Genomic DNA, 22285 nt, shown 5'->3' with positions numbered 1-22285 from the left:
TGTAGTAACTTAGATAACTGCGACCTTTACCTGTCCTTCGCCGGCCATCGCGACCACCTGCACACGTGCCTGACGGGGTAAAGCTTCATCACTGATACAGGGCCACTCCTGACGTCCCTGAACCGGTTTACTCAGTAGCAGTTTTCCGGTTTCTCCCGGCACCAATGCCGACGCCAGAATCCCCTGCTGCCCCACCAGTGGTTCCGCGAGGTACTTCTCGGGCGGACTACGGATCCAGCGAACCCAGATCCAGGCACAAAGCAATGACGCCACCACCCAGATAAGTAACTGCCCCGCCAGGGATATCCCCGGAACGATTAGCACGATCAGCGCCGGCACCATCGCGGCAATGGCCATCCAGAGACCAAAGAAGGTCACCGTCATCAGTTCGGCCAGCGAAAAAATCGCGGCGATGGCTACCCAGAACCAGAATATTGTGGTTATTTCCATATCTCCCCCTGCTGAAAATACCGGATCCTGTGATATCCGCGACCCGGTTCAGCGCAGCGATAGGCCTGCGACTGCTGGCGTTATCTTGCCTGAAAAAAACGCAGAATTCATAACTCATCGTAAATTATGAGGGACAGGGCCGTTTACAGACCCCGGAGATTCAGGAGGCGGCGCGTGACAACTCAATCACCCGGTCAGCACTGGCGATGGTTGACGGGCGATGGGCAATAAAAATACGGGTAATTTTTAATTCACGGATAGAGGCATTGACCCTGGCTTCATTGTCGAGATCGAGATGGCTGGTCGCTTCGTCGAGGAACAGTATCGCCGGACGGCGATAGAGGGCCCTGGCAATCAGTAAACGTTGTTTCTGGCCCCCGGACAGACTGCCTCCCAGTTCACTGACCAGTGTTTCGTACCCCATCGGCATCTGCATAATTTCATCATGAATATGGCTGCTTTGCGCACAGGAGATGATGCGATCCGGGTCTCTCTGCTCACTGAAGCTGGAAATATTTTCGGCAATGGACCCGGCGAATAATTTATCTTCCTGCAACACACAGGCAATGCAATCACGATAATTATTCAGCCCGGCACCGCTGATATCGATTCCGTTAAAAAGGACACTGCCGGTGTCGGATGACAGTAACCCGCTCATCACTTTCATCAGTGTGGTTTTACCCGAACCGGAAGGCCCCGTGATGGCAACACTTTCCCCGGCGGTGACCAGAAAGCTGACACCAGAGAACACAGGCCGGCTCAGTTTGTCATACTGGTAGCCCAGATCCCTTACCTGCAGGCTGGCCGCTTCTTCTGGCGGGCAGAGCCTTCTGGCAGGCTGAAACACCTCGGTATCATGCAGGACAATATCGGCAATCCTGTCGTTATGTAACGCCAGCATTCTTAACTGCAACAACATGTCTATCAGCGCCGAAGCCCGTTCGGAAAACTGTCCGCGATAGGCATTAAAGGCCACAAACATGCCCAGCGTCATCTGCCCGTCAATCACCATTGATGCTCCCAGCCACAGGATAATCACCTGATCGAGGGTCGAGATCAGCGCGTTAACTCCGCCGAATAACATATCAAGACGGGTCATGCGGATACCGGCGTTTGTCGTATCAATATTCAGGTTAAGCCAGAATCTGGAACGCATTTCTGTGAGTCCCAGCACCTTTAATGTACTGATCCCGTAGAGCGTCTCCATAAAATGCGACCCGGCACGGGCCTCTTTGACAATATGCTCTTCCTGAGCCTGACGATAGCGCTGATAAGTCGACAGACGTAATACCATATAGATCAGCGTAAAACCGAGCACGACAAAAATTAGCCAGCCACCGTACAGCAGCATCATCACGAACACACCGACGGACACGATAACATCAATAGTCCCGCTCACCAGGCTACTGGTCAGGGTAGAGCGGATAATATCCAGCGATGAAAACCGGGACTGAATATCACCGAGTTTACGTTTTTCAAAGTAAGCCAGCGGCAGCCGGAGTAAGTGGTCCATCAGTCCGGTTTTCCACTGAATATCAATCAGTGACTGCATGACCAGCGATGTCCAGGCCCGCAGCATGCTGATAAAGGTACGGAACAGGATGAATGTCAGCAGGCCGAGACAGATCAGACCGAGCAGATCATGATCCCGGGCAATAATGACATGATCCATCACCAGCTGAGTGCCCATCGGGATCAGTATATTGACGGCTTCGACCAGCAACGATAAACAGAAGATCCGGATCAGAAAACCCGGTAATCCGCTGATATTTTTCATCAGTGATCGCAGGCTCAGTTTTGAGCGGGCTTTGACCGGAATAAACTCACTATCCGGCCAGACTTCCAGCGCCACCCCGGAGAAATGCCGGGAGACTTCGGTCAGGCCGACAACTCTGCGACCGAAAGCCGGGTCATGAATAATAAAACGCCCCCTTCTCACCGCCACCAGCACCACAAAATGGCTCATATCCCAGTGCAGCAGGCAGGGCCTTTTCAACTGGCCGATTTCATCAATATCCAGCGACAGAGGACGCGTTTTTAAGGACAGTTGCCCGGCGATATGAATGATCGTGGCGAGGGTGGCACCATGCGAAGAGATACCAAAGCGACGACGCATATTGAGCAGGTCGATGTCCATCCCGAAGTAACGACACACCATGACCAGACACGCCAGCCCGCATTCAGAAGCCTCCGTTTGCAGGACCCGGGGGACCCGTCGCCAGGGGGAAAGCTGGATCCGCCGGATGATGTCATTAAATAATTCATTATTCATGTAAAGGCCCGCTCAGACTCCGCCTGATATCGTAATAAGGTGCCAGGATCCATTGATATAATGGCCGGCTTTCCAGGAACAACGTGGTCTCTGCTTTCATCCCGTTAGACCAGCTCATGGGTTTTCCCTGAAACCTGAAGTCTCCGCTTTCAAGCGCCACCACCGTCTTGTAATAGGACCGGGTGATCCCCTGGCTGGCACCGGGCACGCTGCTGCTATACATCGCCAGCTCTTTCTGTCCGGCCGGTATTTGTGAGACTGACCTGATTTTTCCGGGGAACTGCCCGAATTTTTCAAAAGGATAGGCTTCAAAACGAAGATTCACGCTATCCCCCGGAGAGACATACGGCAGGCTGCTGTCCGTCAGCCAGAGGATCAGTGAAAATTCAGGGTCTCCGGCCGGCATCACCTGCGCCAGGCTGTCCCCGCCTGAAACCATCTGCCCCACGGTATACACCATGTTTTCGATAGTCCCGTCTTCCGGGGCATTAATAATTAAGGTGCCACTGGCGTTTACCTCGGCCAGCTGGCGTTCAAGCTCACTGCGCTTCAAAGCATACTCCGCTGACTGATTATCAAAATCGGCCGCTTTCATAGCGATGTCTGTTTCCAGATTGATGATCTGCAAACTCTCCTGGATAGCCTGCGTATTCAGACTCTGCCATGCCGATTGCTGCTGGTAGAATAAATAGCGCTGGTTATTAAACTGCTCTTTATTAATTAATCCCCGCTTCAGATAATCATCATAGTTACCCATGCTTTTTTTCATATCCTGCAGCCCGCGGGTTGAACTGCTCATTAATTCCAGAGAGTCTTTATGGGCTTGTTTATATTTCTTAAGCTGTTGCTCAAGGTTTTCCCTGGCGGAAATTTTATTACGGTTAATGGTTTTTATAATTTCATCAATCAGTACCAACTGTTGTTTAATGGCTTCCACGCCACGCAGGCTGACATTACCATTCAGGGTAGTTTTACTGACATCGATCTCATATAAAGGCTGTCCTTTCCTGACACGTTGCCCGGTATTAAAATATTTACCGGAAATCACGCCCTGCCAGGGAGCATAGATCGTGATAGCCTGTTTCTGAGAGATGATTTCGCCCGTTACATTGACTCTGCGGGTATATTCACCCAATAACACCCCGCCGATAATGACAGAAAAAAAGAAGACAGAAAAAAGCATTACCAGCCAGGCCGGACACGCTGAAATAAGCAATGCCTTACCGAGCCACTGTGTTCTCAGATGACGGAGAGCCTCCTCCCTGAAAATCGAATTTCCTTCCATGGGTTCCACTATCACCTTAAGCACTGACGGAGTCATTCCCTGAGGATGCCCGGACCTTTTCACCTTCCCTTAAAAAAGGTGCCAGCTCCCTGGCACCTTTGGGTATAGTCAGTGACTATTTATCGCGTAATAATTTAATCGCTGAGGTAATAAAGCTGTAGGCAGATTCGATAGTCAGTCCGAGGCTACTTCCTACGGCAGAGGCGTTTTCTACCGAATTCTTCAGACCCAGTAACTTCATTGCCCCCCCGAGAGTCGAACCGATATTACCCAGGGAGTCTGCCAGAGCACCAGCACCGGAAACGCACTCCACTTCAACATGTGTTAGTTCTTTCATAGATTATTCCTTTTTATAAAAATCCCTAAGATATGAAATACGCAAGGATATACGACACCGTAAATTATCAACCGGCCGCCCTGTGATCACTTGCGCACAGGAAATATACCTGAGGAGGATTTTAATGCAATATTCCTCTTAAGATTCATAAGGAAAGCAACAAATATATTTAGCGGATAATTAAGAATTATACGGAAACAAAAAAAAGGAAAGATGATTAAATATTGTCATAGAAAGAAAATAAACGGCATGATTATTTCATTAAAACCGATAATATCCGTAATTAGAAATTCTCTGGCCGTTAATTATCAGAATATTTCACCCGGAGTGATATGATTCAACGGATATCCGGAATCATACCCACAACGCTCGCTGCGGCGCGCGGGCCTGACGGCATTCCCCGCCAGACCCGCCACTGTGTCAGCCTATGGCCCCCAGGGCGTCATCTTTCCCCTGGCTCCGCGGTAATAAAAACAGGGTTGCCAGAACATCCACCACATAGATCAGTGCCAGCAGAGTAATCGCCGCCGTGAAAGACCATTCTGAGGCGAGCGAACCAATGACCAATGGCCCCAGGCCCCCGACCGCACGGCCGGCGTTAAATAAGACATTCTGCGCTGTGGCCCGGGCGGCCACCGGATACGTATCAGAGATCAGTGCCCCATACCCGCCAATCATTCCGTTCACGAACATCCCCATGACCGCGCCGGCCAGCAGCATCAGCGTGGGATCGGTGAGCCTGGCATATACCACGACCATGATCACCGCCCCCAGCTGATAGACGATAAAAATTTTCCAGCAGGAAAAGCGGTCGGCCAGCACACCAAATACTCCGATGCCCAGTGTCATACCTATGACGGTGACGGCTGTCCAGATCCCCGACTTTGTCAGCGTGAAACCAAAATTTGCCGAGAGATAACCCGGCATCCAGATCATCAGTCCGTAGTAACCAAAGTTTTGTACGGAGCAAAGAATAAAGATGCCGATGCTGGCTTTTGCCGTCCTGCTATCTTTAAAGAGTAGTTTCAGACGAGACGTAAACGCGAGCGGCGTGGGAGCGACCTCCTGACGGGTAAATGCATCAGGTTCACCTAATCCATGACGGAGAGCGAAAGAAAAAAGTGCCGGAATCAATCCCACCAGAAACATGCCACGCCAGCCAATATGAGGCAGTAGCAATGGCGTCAGCACCGCAGCCATCAGTACACCTGCCTGCCAGCCAATGCCGACCCAGGCCGAAGCGCGGTTACGTTTGCTGGCCGGCCAGACCTCAGCAATAAGCGCCATGCCTATCCCGAACTCACCCCCGAGTCCGACCCCCGCCAGTGTCCGGTAGACCAGTAAATCCGGATAACCTCTGGCGACAGCACATAACCCGGTAAATACCGAGAACATCAGAATAGTGAGTGACAATATTTTTATCCGGCCGAAACGGTCACTCAGATGACCAAACAGGATCCCGCCCAGCACCGCGCCTATCAGAGTCCAGGTCACCAGAGACCCGGCCTGTGAATAATTGAGCGATAACGATAGGCTGATCGCCGGTAACATAAAGCCGAGGATGAGCAGGTCGAACCCATCCATCGCATAACCACTGATCGCCGCAAGCATTGCTTTCGCTGGCGTCACTCTTTTTTTCATACGCACGTGTGTATCCATCTTCAGGGGAGGCATTCAGGTGAGGGAAGTATAAAAAGGATGACGTCGACAAGCTATGGATAGATTAAAAAGACCCCCGCGGCTGCCCGGGCGGACAGCCGCGGGATACGACGGCTTATTCCGGGAGATCATCCCCGGCTAATAACTGGTCCAGCTTGTCACCCCCCAGGTGACGGAAATCCTGACCTTTGACAAAGTAGAAAATGATTTCGCAGATATTCTGGCAACGATCACCAATACGTTCGATAGCCCGGGCACAGAATAGCGCCGTCAGTACGCTCGGGATGGTCCGTGGATCTTCCATCATATAGGTCATCAGCTGGCGGATAATCCCTTCATACTCTTTATCCACTTTTTTATCTTCGCGATAAATCTGTACGGCGGCGTTAAGATCCATACGGGTAAACGCATCCAGCACATCGTGCAGCATCTGTACCGCATGACGACCAAGAGACTCCAGGCTGACCAGCAGCGGCTGGTGATTCTGACCGAATTTCTCCAGCGCCGTACGGCTGATTTTTTCGGCCACATCGCCAATCCGTTCCAGCTCGGAAATTGTCTTAATGATGGCCATCACCATCCGTAAATCGCTGGCCGTCGGCTGACGTTTAGCAATGATCCGGACACAATGATCATCAATATCGACTTCCATCATATTCACTTTCTGGTCGTCATTAATGACCCGTTGTGCCAGTTCACCGTCCATATTTTGCATGGCCGTGATCGCATCGGTCAGTTGCTGTTCAACCAGCCCCCCCATAATCATGACCTGGGTCCGGATATGCTCCAGCTCAGCATTAAACTGCCCGGAAATGTGTTTATTTAAATTCAGACTATCCATGGTGTTCTCCAGTATCGCAATCGCTCTCTGTCACACAGAGGGTGGCAAAGGGTCGGGGCCGCAGAGCCGGGGCTCAGCCATAGCGGCCTGTAATATAGTCTTCCGTCTGTTTCCGGGCCGGTTTCGTAAACAACGTATCGGTATCACTGAATTCGATCAGTTCGCCCATATACATAAAGGCGGTATGGTCAGAACACCGCGCTGCCTGTTGCATATTGTGGGTAACAATCACAACGGTGTAATCCTGTTTTAATTCACTGATCAGCTCTTCGATACGTCCGGTAGAAATCGGATCCAGGGCCGAGCAGGGTTCATCCAGTAACAGAACCTCCGGGCGGATAGCGATACCACGGGCGATACACAGACGTTGCTGCTGTCCCCCGGACAGGCTATAGCCGCTCTGATTCAGCTTATCTTTGGTTTCCGTCCACAATGCAGCTTTGGTCAGCGCCCATTGCACACGCTCGTCCATTTCGGCGCGGGACAGCTTTTCAAATAAACGAACCCCGAACGCGATATTATCGTAGATAGACATCGGGAAAGGCGTCGGTTTCTGAAACACCATACCGACACGGGCACGTAACAGCGCGATATCCTGGCTATTTTCGAGAATATTTTCACCGTCCAGCAGGATTTGTCCTTCGGCACGCTGTTCCGGATAGAGCTGATACATTTTGTTCAGCGTACGCAGCAGCGTTGATTTGCCGCAACCGGAAGGCCCGATAAAGGCAGTCACTTCATTACGTGCAATATCCAGATTAATATTTTTCAGCGCGTGGAACTTACCGTAATGGAAGTTCAGATCACGAACCTGAATTTTTGCTGCCGCTGCATTCATTTGTGCCATATTCATGCTTGGTCTCTCTTATCCCGGCGCCGCCTGAGCCACGCCGTAAAAATTAGTGTTTACGCTTAGAAAAAATGACCCGTGCCACGATGTTCAGCAGTAAGACACACAGGGTAATAATCAGCACGCCCGCCCAGGCCAGACTCTGCCATTGAGAAAAAGGGCTCATCGCAAATTTATAAATGGTCACCGGCAGGTTAGCCAGAGGCTGCATCATGTCGGTGCTCCAGAACTGGTTTGACAGCGCGGTAAACAGTAAGGGCGCTGTTTCGCCGGCAATACGGGCTATCGCCAGCAATACCCCGGTGATAATTCCTGAGACGGAGGCTTTCAGGGTAATGGCCAGGATCATCCGCCACTTCGGCGTCCCCAGGGCGTAAGCGGCCTCACGCATCGTATCCGGCACCAGCTTCATCATGTTTTCTGTGGTACGGATAACAATCGGCACCTGTAACAATGCCAGCGCCAGCACACCCGCCCAGCCGGAGAAATGATGCATCCGGGCAACAACCAGCGTGTAAACAAACAAACCAATCACTATGGAAGGCGCTGACAGCAGGATATCGTTGATAAAACGGATAACCTCTGCCAGCAGTGATTTGCGCCCATATTCGGCCAGATAGATCCCTGCCAGAATCCCCAGCGGGGTACCGATCACCGTCGCCCACAGGATAAGCAGGCCACTGCCAGCCAGCGCATTCGCCAGCCCGCCGCCATCAGTATTCGGCGGAGGCGTCGACTGGGTAAACAGATCCAGCGACAGCCCGCCCACGCCGCGAGACACCGTCGTCCAGAGGATCCATACCAGCCAGAACAGACCAAAAACCATGGTGAGCAGTGAAAAAAAGATCGCTACCTTATTTTTCAGGCTGCGGCGTGACTGCATTTTACGGCGGGATACCGCCAGCGCGGCCCGGGCGCCGGAATCCAACGTCGTCATGAACGGCCTCCTTCACTTTTCGCCAGGCGAAGTATCATCAGTTTGGAAATCGCCAGCACCACAAAAGTAATGAAGAACAGAATCAATCCAAGCTCCATCAATGCGGCCACATGCAAGCCGGAGGAGGCTTCCGCGAACTCATTCGCCAGCGCAGAAGTAATGCTGTTACCCGGCATATAGAGCGAGGCACTGTCCAGCTGGTAGGTATTGCCGATAATAAAGGTAACGGCCATGGTTTCACCCAATGCGCGTCCGAGTCCGAGCATCACTCCCCCGATCACCCCGTTGCGGGTAAACGGCAGTACGATATTCCAGATCACTTCCCAGGTTGTACAGCCGAGTCCATACGCTGACTCTTTCATCATCACCGGGGTTTGTTCGAAGACATCACGCATCACCGAGGCGATGTAAGGGATGATCATAATCGCCAGAATCACCCCCGCCGCCAGGATGCCGATGCCGAACGCAGGCCCTGAGAAGAGCTGGCCGATAAAGGGGACAGAAGACAACAGGTCACCGACCGGCGTCTGAAAATATTCGGCAAACAGAGGGGCAAAAACAAATAATCCCCACATGCCGTAAACAATACTCGGGATCGCCGCCAGTAGCTCGATAGCGGTGCCCAGAGGACGGCGCAACCAGCCCGGGGACAGTTCCGTCAGAAACAGGGCAATACCGAAACTGACCGGTACTGCAATCAGCAGAGCAATTATTGACGTGACCACCGTCCCGTAAATAGGTACCAGCGCACCGAACTGCTCGTTCGGGGCATCCCAGGTTTTATTCCAGAGGAAGGCAAATCCGAATTTGTGGATGCTGGGCCAGGAGGAGATGATCAGGGAAACGATAATACCGCCCAGGAGTAATAACACGACCAGCGCGGCCAGCCTGACCAGTGCGCTGAAGAGAATGTCACCTTGTTTCCCGGGGGCTTTAAATGTCGGCTTTCTTTCCGCCATAAGAGTCTCTGCTTCACTATTAACAGGGCGGCATCAGCCGCCCATGGGGTCACATGAGTTAACGGGATTAAGCCTTACTGGTACAGCGCTTTTCCGTTAGCATCAGTGATATTGGTTTTCCACGCACTACGGATTTCTGCGATAACAGAGGCCGGTAACGTAGCGTAATCCAGGCTTTCTGCGGTTTTATTCCCGTGGTTATAGGCCCAGTCAAAGAATTTTAACACTTCTGACCCTTTAGTGGCGTCAGACTGCTTTTTATAGACCAGGATAAAGGTGGTCGATGAAATCGGCCAGGCATCATCGCCTTTCTGATACGTCAGGTCCTGAGCAAACGTCTGTTTCCAGTCAGCGCCTTTCGCCGCGTTGCTGAAACTCTTCTCTGAAGGCAGAATAGCCTTGCCGTCTGCATCCACCAGTTTGGTATAGGTCAGGTTATTCTGTTTTGCATACGCATACTCAACATAACCAATGGACCCCGGCAGACGCTGGACGAAAGCGGCAACGCCATCATTCCCTTTACCGCCCAGTCCGACCGGCCAGTTGACGGTGTTCCCTTTACCGATTTTATCTTTCCACTCGCTGTTTACTTTGGACAGGAAGCTTGTGAAGACAAACGATGTCCCTGACCCGTCTGCACGGCGAACGACGTTAATATTCGAAGAAGGTAACTGAATGCCCGGGTTCAGTTTCGCGATAGCCGGGTCATTCCATTTTTTGATTTTTCCGAGATAGATATCACCGACAGTTTCACCGTTCAGCGTCAGCTCACCGGATTTAACGCCCGGCAGATTGACCGCCAGAACCACACCCCCGATCACTGTCGGGAACTGGAACAGACCGTGTTTTTGCAGATCAGTATCTGAAAGTGGTGCGTCAGAAGCACCGAAATCAACGGTTCTGGCAATGATTTGATTCACACCACCGGAAGAACCAATCCCCTGATAGTTCACCTGACTACCATTCGCTTTCTGGTAATCTGCAGCCCAGCGGGCATATACCGGGGCCGGAAATGTCCCGCCCGCGCCGGTTAAGTCGGTAGCTGCAAATGCAGAAACAGCGCTCAGAGACAATGTCGCTGCCAGTACCCGGGCAACAGTCTTATGCATCAGTGTCATATTCCCTCCGGGGGAGTGTATTTTCAGGCTCAATGCCAGTTTAAACGGGTTAATCATGCTGCAGGAGGCAAAATAGGACAGTTTAATGACATTAAAATGTCCGAATTATGACAGTTTTATGACAACCCTCCCCTCTTTGACCGGCGCAGGGCTACCGGACGGCACAGCGCCGGCGGCGAAACGAATAAAACGGACACGTCTTCAGGCAGCAACGGTCCCTTTTTTACGGTAACGCACCGCTGATATCAGGGGGTTGGCGGCCCCGGCTCCCGGACGATACGCCCGGCAGGTGTCCTGTAACGCCCTTCGCGCCACCGAAAGAAGGCCCCCCTGACCGCAAACGTCAAACGGCGGTAAATCCGGGGTTGTCACACCTGAATACAAAAAAATGGCGGATGCCCGTCAGCCATCGCCCATCGGGGGTCCGGCGGACGTTACCTGCGTTACCGGTACCGTCTGCTGCTGTAAGAAGGTGAGTAACGCGCGGAACCGGGTATCCTGCAGCTGTGTGGTGATCCTCCTGGCCCGCTGTCTGCCGATACCGGGCAGAGACTGCCAGTCGGTCAAAGAACGATCTGACAGGACGGACAGCGCTTCATTATGTAAACGCACGGCGGCCTGACGGGGAACCGGAACCCCCAGCGCCTGCAGCCAGCGGATCGCCGGCCGTTGGCGGGTCTGACGGAATTGGCGGACAATAGCTGCCGCCCGCTCAGGGCTGAACCCGGCCTGCCTGAGCTGCGCCGGGGTGAACGACATCCATGATAAAAGGTGACTGAATGCCGGTACTGACAGCATCTGTTTCCAGCTGCCACGGCTGATCCCCTGAAGGTCCAGCCCCTGACGACCACTCAGCCCGCTCAGTCTGGAAAGAAATTGCTCACGACACACGGCCGTCAGCCGGAAACAGCTAAACTCATGAAAAGTGGTCTCTGATGGCGGGGATGGATAATGGCGCTCAGCCACCCGCCACACGACCCGGCGGATTGCAGGAACCCCCTGCCCGGCCAGCCCGATAATCACTTCATCCCCGGCAAGAATATCCCTGCGTCGCCAGGTCGCGACACTCCCCGCGCTGACGCGGCTGATGAGTTTATCGTCCAGCATTACCGGCTGCAGAGCCGCAATGACGGACACCTTGCCTGTCCGTCCGACCGTAAAACGGATCTCCCTGACCGCGGTACTGATTTCAGGGGGCGGATATTTCCAGGCCGCTGACCAGAGGTTATGACCGGGCCGCCATTGCGGCGACACCGCAGGAAGGGAATGGATCACAATACCGTCCGTGGTAAAGGGTAATTCGCCGCGAAACCAGCGATCACGCCACAGTTCGACCTCCTCTGCCGTTGCCACTTCCCGGCTCCATATCGCCGTCAGGGGAAATCCCCAGCGCGACAGCTGTGCAAGGCGGGCCGGTAATGAAGGCGGCCCGTCCGGCCAGGCCCAGATAAAGATCCCCAGCCGCTGTCCCTCAGGAAGGGTTTCCTGACTGCGCATCAGTCCCGCAACCCGGGCTCTGTCTCCCAGCCCGCCTTCCACCGCCCGCCGGTGCCGGTGGCGGGGTAAGAAAATCTCCCCCTGCAGGACGATGATTTCCGCCTCTGCCGGGATCGCCGGCGGAACCGAGGTAACCGCTAACGCTCTGGAAAGCCAGGGTTCGCCCTGCATACCATCCCCGCGACTGGTCACGGCAGATAACTTACCGTACCGGTACACCAGCGTGACCGCCACGCCGTCTATTTTAGGTTGTACTATGAGTGATTGTTTACCCTGCATCCAGCGGGAAACTGCCTGCTTATCTTTCAGCTTACGAACGCCGGTATGCGCGATGGGATGCGGCTGGCGCCCACCGGCTGCCCAACGAGGGATAACGCGCGAGGGCGGTAATCCGGCACATGTCTGCCAGGCCAGCAATTTTTCCGACAGCCGGTCATAGTCGCTGTCACTGACCGGTGACAGTCCCTGCCGGTAATAAGCATCATCCCACTGTCTGAGCTGTTGCTGAAGACGGGTCACTTCAGTTAACGCCCGTGCGGCGGTCCATGACGGGCAGTCCGCCGCCATCACTGATAACCCCGTTAACCCGCAAATAATAAGTATGATCCTGAGCACAAGCCCACCTCCGGCTTCTGGTATGCCGCTTTTGGTACGGAGGTGCCACAGAACATCTTGTATTACCGGAGATTTATCACAAAGAAGCCACCGGTTATCCGTCTGCAGACAACGGAGTACCCGGCGGCCCCGCAAATAAATCTGTGGCTAAATGCAAGCAAACGCTGCGCCAGAGCGCCGGGGCGTGTATAATCATGAAAATATTGTCCCCGCTCTTTACTCAATTCAAGATAACCATGGCCCAAGGTACGCTTTATATTGTCTCCGCCCCTAGCGGTGCAGGAAAATCCAGCCTGATACAGGCGTTGCTGAAAACGCAGCCACTGTATGATACTCAGGTCTCCGTTTCGCACACCACCCGGGATATCCGACCGGGCGAAGTCGCAGGCGAGCACTATTATTTCGTCTCTAAAGACGAATTCCGCGCCATGATTGCAGAAAACGCATTTCTGGAGTATGCCGAGGTCTTTGGTAACTATTACGGAACGTCCCGTAAAGCGATTGAGCAGGTGCTGTCGACCGGCGTGGATGTCTTTCTCGATATCGACTGGCAAGGCGCTCAGCAGATCCGCCGTCAGATGCCGGAGTCCCGCAGCATCTTTGTTCTGCCACCGTCAAAAGACGAGCTGGACAGGCGTCTGAGAGGCCGTGGTCAGGACAGTGAAGAGATTATCGAAAAGCGCATGGCAAAGGCTGTCGATGAAATGAGTCATTACGCAGAGTACGATTATCTGATCGTTAATGATGACTTTGATCTGGCTCTTTCTGACCTGAAGACCATTATCCGTGCAGAACGACTGCGTATTCGCCGTCAGACGGCACGACATGATGCATTAATCAGCAAATTATTGGCACACTGAACCGGGTTTCAGTATGATGCCCAGTCATTTCTTCATCTGTGGAGTAGCACACTTATGGCACGCGTAACCGTTCAGGACGCAGTAGAAAAAGTTGGAAACCGTTTTGACCTGGTATTGGTCGCTGCACGTCGTGCACGTCAGATGCAGGTAGGGGGCAAAGACGCCCTGGTTCCGGAAGAAAACGATAAAACCACGGTTATCGCTCTGCGCGAAATCGAAGAAGGGCTGATCACCAACCAGATTCTGGATGTCCGTGATCGTCAGGAACAGCATGAGCAGGAAACGGCCGAACTTCAGGCTGTGACCGCGATTGCTGAAGGTCGTCGTTAATCTGACTGTTGCAGGCCGCCCTTGTATCTGTTTGAAAGTCTTAATCAACTGATTGAAAAATATTTGCCTGAGGATCAGATTAAACGCCTCAGGCAAGCCTATCTTGTTGCCCGTGATGCTCATGAGGGTCAGACGCGTTCCAGCGGTGAACCTTACATTACACATCCGGTCGCTGTTGCCTGTATTCTGGCTGAAATGCGACTCGACCATGAAACACTCATGGCCGCGTTATTGCACGATGTGATTGAGGATACCCCGGCAACTTACCAGGATATGGAGCAACTGTTTGGTCAGAGTGTCGCAGAACTTGTCGAAGGCGTATCCAAGCTGGATAAGCTGAAATTCCGCGATAAGAAAGAGGCTCAGGCAGAAAACTTCCGTAAGATGATTATGGCCATGGTACAGGATATCAGGGTCATATTAATCAAGCTGGCAGACCGGACACACAATATGCGAACCCTCGGTTCGCTTCGTCCGGACAAGCGGCGGCGTATCGCGCTGGAAACGCTGGAAATCTATAGCCCCCTGGCCCACCGGCTGGGTATCCATCATCTGAAAACGGAACTGGAAGAGCTGGGGTTTGAAGCGCTCTATCCTAACCGTTACCGGGTGATCAAAGAGGTGGTGAAAGCGGCCCGCGGTAACCGTAAAGAGATGATCCAGAAAATACTGGCCGAAATCGATGGCCGGTTGCAGGAGTCCGGGATCCCCTGCCGTGTCAGCGGCCGTGAGAAACATCTCTACTCTATCTATCAGAAAATGCATCTCAAAGAGCAGCGTTTTCACTCAATTATGGATATCTATGCCTTCCGCGTGATCGTGAAGGATGTCGATACCTGCTACCGTGTTCTCGGGCAAATGCACAGCCTGTATAAGCCTCGCCCGGGCAGGGTAAAAGATTATATTGCGATCCCCAAAGCCAACGGCTATCAGTCTCTCCATACGTCCATGATTGGGCCACACGGTGTCCCTGTGGAAGTACAGATCCGTACCGAAGATATGGATCAGATGGCAGAGATGGGGGTTGCCGCACACTGGGCCTATAAGGAACATGGCGAGAGTGGGTCCACCACCGCCCAGGTTCGTGCCCAGCGTTGGTTACAAAGTCTGCTTGAACTGCAGCAAAGTGCAGGGAACTCCTTCGAATTCATCGAAAGCGTGAAATCCGATCTGTTTCCTGACGAAATCTACGTATTTACGCCGGAAGGCCGTATTGTCGAACTGCCGGCTGGCGCGACACCGGTCGATTTCGCCTATGCCGTCCATACGGATATCGGCCATGCCTGTGTGGGTGCCAGGGTGGACCGACAGCCTTATCCGTTATCGCAGTCCCTGTCCAGCGGACAGACCATCGAAATCATTACCGCCCCCGGTGCCCGGCCGAATGCCGCCTGGCTCAACTTTGTGGTCAGCTCGAAAGCCAGGGCTAAAATCCGCCAGTTACTGAAAAACCTGAAACGCGAAGAGTCCGTCAGTCTCGGCCGCCGTCTGCTTAGCCATGCGCTGGGCGGCAGTAAAAAGCTGGCCGAAGTTCCGCAGGAAAATATCCGCCATGAACTGGAACGGATGAAACTGGCGTCTCTGGATGATCTGCTGGCAGAAATTGGCCTGGGTAATGCGATGAGCGTGGTAGTGGCGAAGAATTTACTGCCGGGTGAGCCGACAGAACATCTGCCTCAGGCGACCAGCAAGAAACATAAGCTGCCGATTAAAGGGGCTGACGGTGTGCTGATCACCTTCGCAAAATGTTGCCGGCCGATCCCTGGTGACCCGATTGTGGCGCATGTCAGTCCCGGAAAGGGGCTGGTGGTGCATCATGAATCCTGCCGTAATATCCGGGGTTACCAGAAAGAAGCAGAGAAGTTTATGCCGGTCGAATGGGATAAAGAGACCGGGCAGGACTTTGTGACAGAAATTAAAGTGGATATGCTCAATCATCAGGGCGCCCTGGCGAACCTGACCGCCGCGATCAATACCTGTCATTCCAATATTCAGAGCCTGAATACCGAGGAGCGTGATGGCCGTGTATATACTGCCTTTATGCGTCTCACGGTCCATGACCGTATTCATCTGGCGGATATCATGCGCAAAATCCGTGTGATGCCGGATGTGATTAAAGTACACCGGAACCGTAACTGATCACATGAATGACCAACGTTTTTCCCGGATATCGGAAATGCTGGCCCGCCGCCAGCATGACCTGACGGTATGCATGGAACAGGTGCATAAGCCCCATAACGTTTCCGCGGTGATCCGCACGGCTGATGCTGTCGGTATCCATAATGTGCACGCCGTCTGGCCCGGGGATCGTATGCGTACCGCAGTGTCCTCTTCCGCCGGCAGCAACAGTTGGGTCAATGTCATTACGCACCGGACCATCGGGGAAGCGGTCAGTACGGTCAAATCGGCAGGTATGCAGGTTCTGGCCACCCATCTTTCCGGGAAGGCTGTGGATTTCCGTGATATCGATTATACCCGGCCCACCTGTATTCTGATGGGTCAGGAGAAAACGGGCATCACCCGGGAAGCCCTGGACCTCGCTGATCAGGATATTATTATTCCGATGCTCGGGATGGTGCAGTCACTGAATGTTTCGGTCGCCTGTGCACTGATCCTGTATGAAGCCCAACGTCAGCGACAAATCGCCGGAATGTACCAGCGTGACCACTGTCTGCTCGACGACGCTGAACAGCAACGCCTGTTATTCGAAGGCGGCTATCCGGTGCTGGCGCGGGTCGCGCGACAAAAAGGGCTACCTTATCCCCGGATCAACGACCAGGGTGAGGTAGAAGCCGATGAGCACTGGTGGTCTGCCATGCAGGCGACCGGCCACAGCCGAAAACGTAAAAAATGAAAGGCCGCCTGCTCGACGCTATTTCGCTGACGACCCTGACCGGCGTAGGCGCCAGCCAGGCGGAAAAACTGGCAAAGCTTGGGCTGCATACTTTGCAGGATCTCTTACTGCACCTTCCCGTTCGCTACGAAGACCGTACCCGCCTGTACCGGATCAATGATTTACTGCCCGGCCTCTGGGCCACCGTAGAAGGTGAGGTCCTGTCGACCGAAGTCTCTTTCGGGCGCCGCAGAATGATGGTCTGCCAGATCAGCGATGGCAGTGGCATCGTCACTCTCCGTTTCTTCAACTTCAATGCCGGCATGAAAAATGCGCTGGCAAAAGGCAGCCATGTGGTTGCTTACGGTGAGATCAAGCGCGGACAACGGGGAGCAGAAATTATTCATCCCGAATACCGTATTACCGGGCAACAGCAGGTGACCGAATTACAGGAAACCCTGACCCCGGTGTACCCTGCGACCGAAGGGATCCGTCAGGCGACGCTGCGTAAACTGACCGACCAGGCCCTGCAATTACTGGACAGCTGTCCGATCGATGAATTGCTGCCCGCTGAACTGCGGGGCGGAATGATGTCACTTGCCGATGCCCTGAAAACACTGCACCGGCCCCCGCCGGGATTACTGCTCAGTGATCTGGAGCAAGGAAAACATCCGGCACAGCAGCGTCTGATCACCGAAGAATTACTGGCCCATAACCTGAGTATGCTGGCGGTACGGGCGGGCGCGCAACGCCATCATGCCCGGCCCATGCCGGCAGACCACCGCCTGAGCCGGCAATTCCTGGCCTCGCTGCCATTTTCCCCGACCGCAGCACAGGTGCGGGTGGTCAAAGAGATAGAGCAGGATATGGCTCATGACTACCCGATGCTGCGCCTGGTTCAGGGCGATGTGGGGTCCGGAAAAACCCTGGTCGCCGCGTTAGCGGCATTAAATGTCATTGCCCGGGGCTACCAGGTTGCGCTAATGGCCCCGACGGAACTGTTGGCGGAACAACATGCCACTAATTTCCGCCAGTGGCTGGCACCCTTGGGTATTGAGGTGGGCTGGCTGGCCGGTAAGCAAAAAGGCAAAGCCCGTCAGGCTCAGCAGGAAGCCATTGCCAGCGGTCAGGTCCCGATGGTTGTCGGCACCCATGCGTTATTTCAGGAACAGGTAAAATTTAACGGGCTGGCACTGGTCATTATTGATGAACAGCACCGGTTCGGGGTCCACCAGCGCCTGTCGCTGTGGGAAAAGGGAGAGCAGCAGGGGTTCCATCCTCACCAGTTAATTATGACCGCCACCCCGATCCCGCGTACGCTTGCCATGACAGCGTACGCCGATCTGGAAACCTCCACGATTGATGAACTGCCTCCGGGCCGTACGCCGGTCGCGACGGTGGCTATTCCGGATACCCGGCGTGAAGAAATCATTCAGCGGGTCGAGCAGGCCTGCCGGCAAGGGCGTCAGGCCTACTGGGTCTGCACCCTGATCGAAGAGTCTGACCAGCTGGAGGCCCAGGCCGCCGAAGCTACCTGTCAGGAACTGCAACTTGCGCTCACCGATATGAAGATCGGTCTGGTGCACGGGCGGATGAAACCTGCCGACAAGCAGGCCATCATGCAGCAGTTTAAAGATAATCAGTTAGACCTGCTGGTGGCCACCACGGTCATTGAAGTCGGTGTCGATGTGCCGAATGCCAGTCTGATGATCATCGAAAACCCTGAACGACTCGGGCTGGCCCAGCTGCACCAGTTACGCGGGCGCGTCGGGCGCGGGGCCGTCGCCTCTCACTGTGTTTTATTGTATAAATCGCCGCTCAGTAAAACAGCCCGGAAGCGTTTACAGGTGTTACGCGACAGTAACGACGGGTTTGTCATCGCCCAGCATGATCTGGAAATCCGTGGCCCGGGAGAATTACTGGGTACCCGCCAGACCGGTAATGCAGAATTCAGGGTCGCCGATCTGCTCCGCGATCAGGCGATGATCCCGGCCATACAGCGCATCGCCCGTCATCTTCATGAACAGTATCCGGCACAGTCCGCAGCGCTGATTGAACGCTGGCTGCCCGCCACAGAACGTTTTTCCCACGCCTGATTTTCTTCGCCCCGTTGGCAAACGTTTGCTTTTATCCGGCGGATAATTAAAATCGCTTTCTTTTATCTCGTTCAGGATGCCTTGATGTCTGCCCATGCCCCGTTTGACCGACAACCTTCCGGTTCTTCACACAGTGATCTGGTTTACCGTCTGGAAGACAAACCGCCTTTACCCCAGGCCCTGTTCGCGGCATTACAGCATTTGCTGGCGATGTTTGTGGCTGTGATCACACCGGCATTACTTATCTGTCATGCGCTCGGCTTACCGGCACAGGACACCCGGCATATTATCAGTATGTCGTTATTCGCGTCCGGTATCGCCTCGGTGCTGCAAATCCGCACCTGGGGTCCGGTAGGTTCGGGGCTGCTCTCCATTCAGGGCACCAGCTTTAACTTTGTCTCCCCGCTGATCATGGGCGGCCTGGCGCTGAAACATGGCGGTGCCGATGTCCCCACCATGATGGCCGCCCTGTTCGGTACCCTTATGCTGGCCTCCTGCACAGAAATGCTGTTATCCCGCATCCTGCCGTATGCCCGTAAGGTGATTACTCCCCTTGTCTCCGGGATTGTCGTGATGATCATCGGTCTGTCATTGATTCAGGTCGGATTGACCTCTATCGGGGGTGGCTTCAGCGCCATGAGTAACCACACCTTCGGGGCGCCTGATAATCTGCTGCTGGCCGGGGTCGTTTTACTGACGATCATCCTGCTTAACCGTCAGAAAAACCCGTATCTGCGTATTGCCTCGCTGGTGATCGCTATGGCTGTAGGCTATCTGCTGGCGTGGTGCCTGAATATGCTGCCGGTAACCGCCGCGGACCCGGACGCCCCACTGATCGCTGTGCCCCGCCCTTTTTACTACGGCCTCGGTATTGACTGGGATTTATTACTGCCCCTGATGCTGGTCTTTATGGTGACCTCACTGGAAACCATCGGCGATATTACCGCGACCTCAGATGTCTCTGAACAACCGGTCAGTGGCCCTGTGTATATGAAACGCCTGAAGGGTGGCGTGCTGGCAAACGGCGTTAACTCCTGTGTTTCCGCGCTATTTAATACCTTCCCTAACTCCTGCTTCGGGCAGAACAACGGTGTTATCCAACTGACCGGAGTCGCCAGCCGTTATGTCGGGTTTCTGGTGGCATTAATGCTGATAGTGCTGGGGCTTTTCCCGGCGGTCAGTGACGCCGTACAGCATATCCCTGAACCGGTGCTGGGCGGTGCCACGCTGGTGATGTTCGGCACGATTGCGGCCTCCGGAGTGCGTATTGTTTCCAGAGAGGCAATTGATCGACGGGCTATCCTGATTATTGCCATTTCACTGGCGGTCGGCCTGGGTGTCTCCCAGCAACCGCAGATCCTGCAGTTTGCTCCAGACGGGGTAAAAACACTGTTATCTTCCGGTATTGCCGCCGGGGGGATCACTGCGATTATCCTGAATCTGATTTTTCCTGCGGATCTGCAGAAACCTTAAGACCGCGCCCCAGGGCTGCTCAGACAGGGCAGCCCTGCCTTTCCACCGACCGGAACGGAATTTTTTTCGCCTTACGGTGTACTCCCCCGTGATCACCGTTGAGGTCTGACACAAATTCAGGCATAACTGACCTTCGCTTACCCTCAGGACTCAGGACCGACACCATGAAATTTATTGGAAAATTTTTCCTGATACTGCTGCTAATCCTTTTACTTGTGCTTATTACTGGCTATTTTTTGCTGAAAAGCGCCTGGGGAGCAGCCACACTTAGTCGCTGGATCAGCGATGATACGGCCTACCATCTCTCTATCGGCAGGTTACACCATTCATTCAGTGCACCGCTGGAAGTCACCTTAGACGACTTCAGCTTTGGCCATGATGGTCAGCCGGCACTGGTCGTCGCCGAGGATGTGACACTGGATCTGTCTCTGCTTCAGTTCAGCTCCCCTTCTCACTTCGATGCGATTACCCTGACTAACGGTGAAATTAATCTGGCGAACATTCGCCCCGGGACCGCTATCCCGCTACAGGCTAACCATCTCCGTCTGAACAATATCAGCATCGTTGAACCGGGCACCGGTTCCGGGTTTACCGCCCGTCAGATAATGGCAGATATTGCTCCCTGGAAGCCGGATACCAACAGTCTGCAGGGCGAACAGTACCACTTCCGGATGGGTATCGGACAGCTACAGCTGAACGCACAATCGCTGTCAAATATTCACGCCGAGGGCCAGGTGAATTCACAACAACTGACCCTGGAGAGTCTGGACGGGCAGGCTGAACGCGGAAGTTTCTCCGGGTCCCTGACGCGGGATGCCCGGGGTCACTGGCAGGTACAACAACTCTCCCTGCAGGATATCCGCTTCCAGACCGACAAAAACTTACCTGATTTTCTGGCGCCACTGGTCCGCCATAATATTCGCCCAGGGCAAATCAATGTCAGTCATGCCACTATCGTCGGGCCGGACTGGGCAGTCACCGATCTCAATATGCAGCTGGCCAATCCGCAATTACCGGCCACGGATCTGCTGACTCAGGGGGGCACGCTGAAATTCCAGGCCAGTGAACTGGTCTATGGCAATAATGATTTTGTGTCGCCGCAAGCCGAAGCCGAAGCCACCCCGGAGGGACTGCGGATAGACAGCATCAGTACACACTGGAAAAACGGTACCGTGAGCGCCAGTGGTGAGTGGCAGCGTGCTAACCGGCAACTGGCACTGAATAACCTGACCTTCACCGGGCTGGAATATACCCTGCCGCAGGACTGGCGTCAGTGGTGGATGGCGCCGCTGCCGGACTGGCTGGACTCGGTGATCGTTCATCAGCTGGCGGTGAGTAACTCACTGGTTATCGATATTAATCCCGCGTTTCCGTTCCAGATGACCGCCTTGCATGGCACCGGTCAGGAACTGTTACTGGCCAGAAATCATCAGTGGGGGATCTGGTCCGGGGACAGTGAATGGAAAGCGACCGAAGCCACGTTTAACCGCCGGGACATTAACGCACCGTGGCTGAAATTACATGCCGATGATCGGCAAATCAATATCAGTGATCTGAAGATGCTGGTCGATAATGGCCCGCTGATTGGCAGTGCTACCATCTCGCAGCAACCTTCCCGCGAGTTCAGCCTCAGCTTACAAGGGCAGTCGGTGCCGACCGACCTCTTTACGCACTGGGGCTGGCCGGCGACTTCTGCAGGTGGCAAAGGCAATGTTACGCTCAATCTGACCGGTAAGCTGCAGGCGGATCAGCCGCTTCGTCCGACCGTGAATGGTACGTTAGACCAGAGCACCCCGGCAGGGGTACATCAGCAGTCCATGCAGGCGGGTGTGATTCGTTAACTCTCCACGGGCGCCGCGGCGGGCGCCCGTCT

General features: G+C 54.0%; 18 protein-coding genes. 7 read left to right on the top strand and 11 right to left on the bottom strand.

All coding sequences use genetic code 11. The features are described from left to right. Positions 1–9: 9 nt before the first annotated feature. The 11 genes from ABD035_RS07135 to ligB all read right to left on the bottom strand — a co-directional run bounded on the left by ABD035_RS07135 (position 10) and on the right by ligB (position 12820). Positions 10–450 (bottom strand): NfeD family protein, encoded by a 441-nt coding sequence (locus ABD035_RS07135; protein WP_212713580.1) that lies wholly within the window; start codon positions 448–450, stop codon positions 10–12. Positions 451–610: 160 nt separating this feature from the next. Further along, the gene (locus ABD035_RS07130) at positions 611–2722 is read right to left on the bottom strand and encodes a peptidase domain-containing ABC transporter (RefSeq protein WP_343868885.1); all 2112 of its coding nucleotides are present in this window, start codon (positions 2720–2722) and stop codon (positions 611–613) included. Then, positions 2715–4007, bottom strand: coding sequence for an HlyD family secretion protein (locus ABD035_RS07125; RefSeq protein WP_343868883.1), 1293 nt, complete (start codon positions 4005–4007; stop codon positions 2715–2717). Before ABD035_RS07125 ends, ABD035_RS07130 begins: the two co-directional genes overlap by 8 nt. A gap of 115 nt (positions 4008–4122) precedes the next feature. Continuing rightward, on the bottom strand, positions 4123–4344 hold the full coding sequence (locus ABD035_RS07120) for a hypothetical protein (RefSeq protein ID WP_212713583.1): 222 nt from the start codon (positions 4342–4344) through the stop codon (positions 4123–4125). Positions 4345–4764: 420 nt separating this feature from the next. Continuing rightward, positions 4765–5985 (bottom strand): MFS transporter, encoded by a 1221-nt coding sequence (locus ABD035_RS07115; protein WP_343869008.1) that lies wholly within the window; start codon positions 5983–5985, stop codon positions 4765–4767. A gap of 133 nt (positions 5986–6118) precedes the next feature. Continuing rightward, the gene (gene phoU / locus ABD035_RS07110) at positions 6119–6844 is read right to left on the bottom strand and encodes a phosphate signaling complex protein PhoU (protein WP_212713585.1); all 726 of its coding nucleotides are present in this window, start codon (positions 6842–6844) and stop codon (positions 6119–6121) included. 73 nt (positions 6845–6917) lie between these two features. After that, positions 6918–7691 (bottom strand): phosphate ABC transporter ATP-binding protein PstB, encoded by a 774-nt coding sequence (gene pstB, locus ABD035_RS07105; protein ID WP_212713665.1) that lies wholly within the window; start codon positions 7689–7691, stop codon positions 6918–6920. A 52-nt stretch (positions 7692–7743) separates the two neighbouring features. Next, positions 7744–8631, bottom strand: coding sequence for a phosphate ABC transporter permease PstA (gene pstA / locus ABD035_RS07100; RefSeq protein ID WP_343868880.1), 888 nt, complete (start codon positions 8629–8631; stop codon positions 7744–7746). After that, positions 8628–9590 carry a phosphate ABC transporter permease PstC gene (gene pstC / locus ABD035_RS07095; RefSeq protein ID WP_212713587.1) on the bottom strand — a complete coding sequence of 321 codons (963 nt, stop codon included), beginning with the start codon at positions 9588–9590 and terminating at the stop codon, positions 8628–8630. The genes pstA and pstC overlap by 4 nt, the downstream gene beginning before the upstream one ends. A gap of 74 nt (positions 9591–9664) precedes the next feature. Beyond that, positions 9665–10708 (bottom strand): phosphate ABC transporter substrate-binding protein PstS, encoded by a 1044-nt coding sequence (pstS, locus tag ABD035_RS07090; RefSeq protein WP_343868878.1) that lies wholly within the window; start codon positions 10706–10708, stop codon positions 9665–9667. A 402-nt stretch (positions 10709–11110) separates the two neighbouring features. Next, positions 11111–12820, bottom strand: coding sequence for an NAD-dependent DNA ligase LigB (gene ligB, locus ABD035_RS07085; protein WP_343868876.1), 1710 nt, complete (start codon positions 12818–12820; stop codon positions 11111–11113). A 236-nt stretch (positions 12821–13056) separates the two neighbouring features. On the opposite strand from ligB, the gene gmk reads away from it, so the two are divergent. From gmk to ABD035_RS07050, 7 genes are all read left to right on the top strand, one after another. Next, entirely contained in the window at positions 13057–13680 is a 624-nt protein-coding gene (gene gmk, locus ABD035_RS07080) for a guanylate kinase (RefSeq protein WP_212713590.1), read from the top strand. A gap of 54 nt (positions 13681–13734) precedes the next feature. Continuing rightward, a complete protein-coding gene (gene rpoZ / locus ABD035_RS07075; RefSeq protein ID WP_343868874.1) occupies positions 13735–14010 on the top strand; it encodes a DNA-directed RNA polymerase subunit omega in 276 nt (91 codons plus the stop codon). 21 nt (positions 14011–14031) lie between these two features. Further along, entirely contained in the window at positions 14032–16149 is a 2118-nt protein-coding gene (gene spoT, locus ABD035_RS07070; RefSeq protein WP_212713591.1) for a bifunctional GTP diphosphokinase/guanosine-3',5'-bis pyrophosphate 3'-pyrophosphohydrolase, read from the top strand. A gap of 4 nt (positions 16150–16153) precedes the next feature. Continuing rightward, a complete protein-coding gene (trmH, locus tag ABD035_RS07065) occupies positions 16154–16864 on the top strand; it encodes a tRNA (guanosine(18)-2'-O)-methyltransferase TrmH (protein WP_212713592.1) in 711 nt (236 codons plus the stop codon). Beyond that, positions 16861–18939 carry an ATP-dependent DNA helicase RecG gene (gene recG, locus ABD035_RS07060; RefSeq protein WP_343868871.1) on the top strand — a complete coding sequence of 693 codons (2079 nt, stop codon included), beginning with the start codon at positions 16861–16863 and terminating at the stop codon, positions 18937–18939. The genes trmH and recG overlap by 4 nt, the downstream gene beginning before the upstream one ends. Positions 18940–19023: 84 nt before the next feature. Beyond that, positions 19024–20412, top strand: coding sequence for a nucleobase:cation symporter-2 family protein (locus tag ABD035_RS07055; RefSeq protein ID WP_343868869.1), 1389 nt, complete (start codon positions 19024–19026; stop codon positions 20410–20412). A 164-nt stretch (positions 20413–20576) separates the two neighbouring features. After that, positions 20577–22253: an AsmA family protein gene (locus ABD035_RS07050; RefSeq protein WP_343868868.1), complete on the top strand. Its 1677-nt coding sequence runs from the start codon at positions 20577–20579 to the stop codon at positions 22251–22253. Positions 22254–22285 lie beyond the last annotated feature (32 nt).

Origin of the sequence: Tatumella terrea, from assembly GCF_039523755.1 — a bacterium.
Lineage (GTDB): Bacteria > Pseudomonadota > Gammaproteobacteria > Enterobacterales > Enterobacteriaceae > Tatumella > Tatumella terrea.
The sequence above is the reverse complement of the archived record's forward strand: the minus strand, read 5'-3'. Positions and strand labels throughout refer to the sequence as shown.

Excerpts from the sequence above, each read along its gene's own strand:
- ABD035_RS07135 (WP_212713580.1), bottom strand. The coding sequence starts at position 450 with ATGGAAATAACCACAATATTCTGGTTCTGGGTAGCCATCGCCGCGATT.
- ABD035_RS07130 (WP_343868885.1), bottom strand. The coding sequence starts at position 2,722 with ATGAATAATGAATTATTTAATGACATCATCCGGCGGATCCAGCTTTCC.
- ABD035_RS07125 (WP_343868883.1), bottom strand. The coding sequence starts at position 4,007 with ATGGAAGGAAATTCGATTTTCAGGGAGGAGGCTCTCCGTCATCTGAGA.
- ABD035_RS07120 (WP_212713583.1), bottom strand. The coding sequence starts at position 4,344 with ATGAAAGAACTAACACATGTTGAAGTGGAGTGCGTTTCCGGTGCTGGT.
- ABD035_RS07115 (WP_343869008.1), bottom strand. The coding sequence starts at position 5,985 with ATGAAAAAAAGAGTGACGCCAGCGAAAGCAATGCTTGCGGCGATCAGT.
- phoU (WP_212713585.1), bottom strand. The coding sequence starts at position 6,844 with ATGGATAGTCTGAATTTAAATAAACACATTTCCGGGCAGTTTAATGCT.
- pstB (WP_212713665.1), bottom strand. The coding sequence starts at position 7,691 with ATGGCACAAATGAATGCAGCGGCAGCAAAAATTCAGGTTCGTGATCTG.
- pstA (WP_343868880.1), bottom strand. The coding sequence starts at position 8,631 with ATGACGACGTTGGATTCCGGCGCCCGGGCCGCGCTGGCGGTATCCCGC.
- pstC (WP_212713587.1), bottom strand. The coding sequence starts at position 9,590 with ATGGCGGAAAGAAAGCCGACATTTAAAGCCCCCGGGAAACAAGGTGAC.
- pstS (WP_343868878.1), bottom strand. The coding sequence starts at position 10,708 with ATGACACTGATGCATAAGACTGTTGCCCGGGTACTGGCAGCGACATTG.
- gmk (WP_212713590.1), top strand. The coding sequence starts at position 13,057 with ATGGCCCAAGGTACGCTTTATATTGTCTCCGCCCCTAGCGGTGCAGGA.
- rpoZ (WP_343868874.1), top strand. The coding sequence starts at position 13,735 with ATGGCACGCGTAACCGTTCAGGACGCAGTAGAAAAAGTTGGAAACCGT.
- trmH (WP_212713592.1), top strand. The coding sequence starts at position 16,154 with ATGAATGACCAACGTTTTTCCCGGATATCGGAAATGCTGGCCCGCCGC.
- recG (WP_343868871.1), top strand. The coding sequence starts at position 16,861 with ATGAAAGGCCGCCTGCTCGACGCTATTTCGCTGACGACCCTGACCGGC.
- ABD035_RS07055 (WP_343868869.1), top strand. The coding sequence starts at position 19,024 with ATGTCTGCCCATGCCCCGTTTGACCGACAACCTTCCGGTTCTTCACAC.
- ABD035_RS07050 (WP_343868868.1), top strand. The coding sequence starts at position 20,577 with ATGAAATTTATTGGAAAATTTTTCCTGATACTGCTGCTAATCCTTTTA.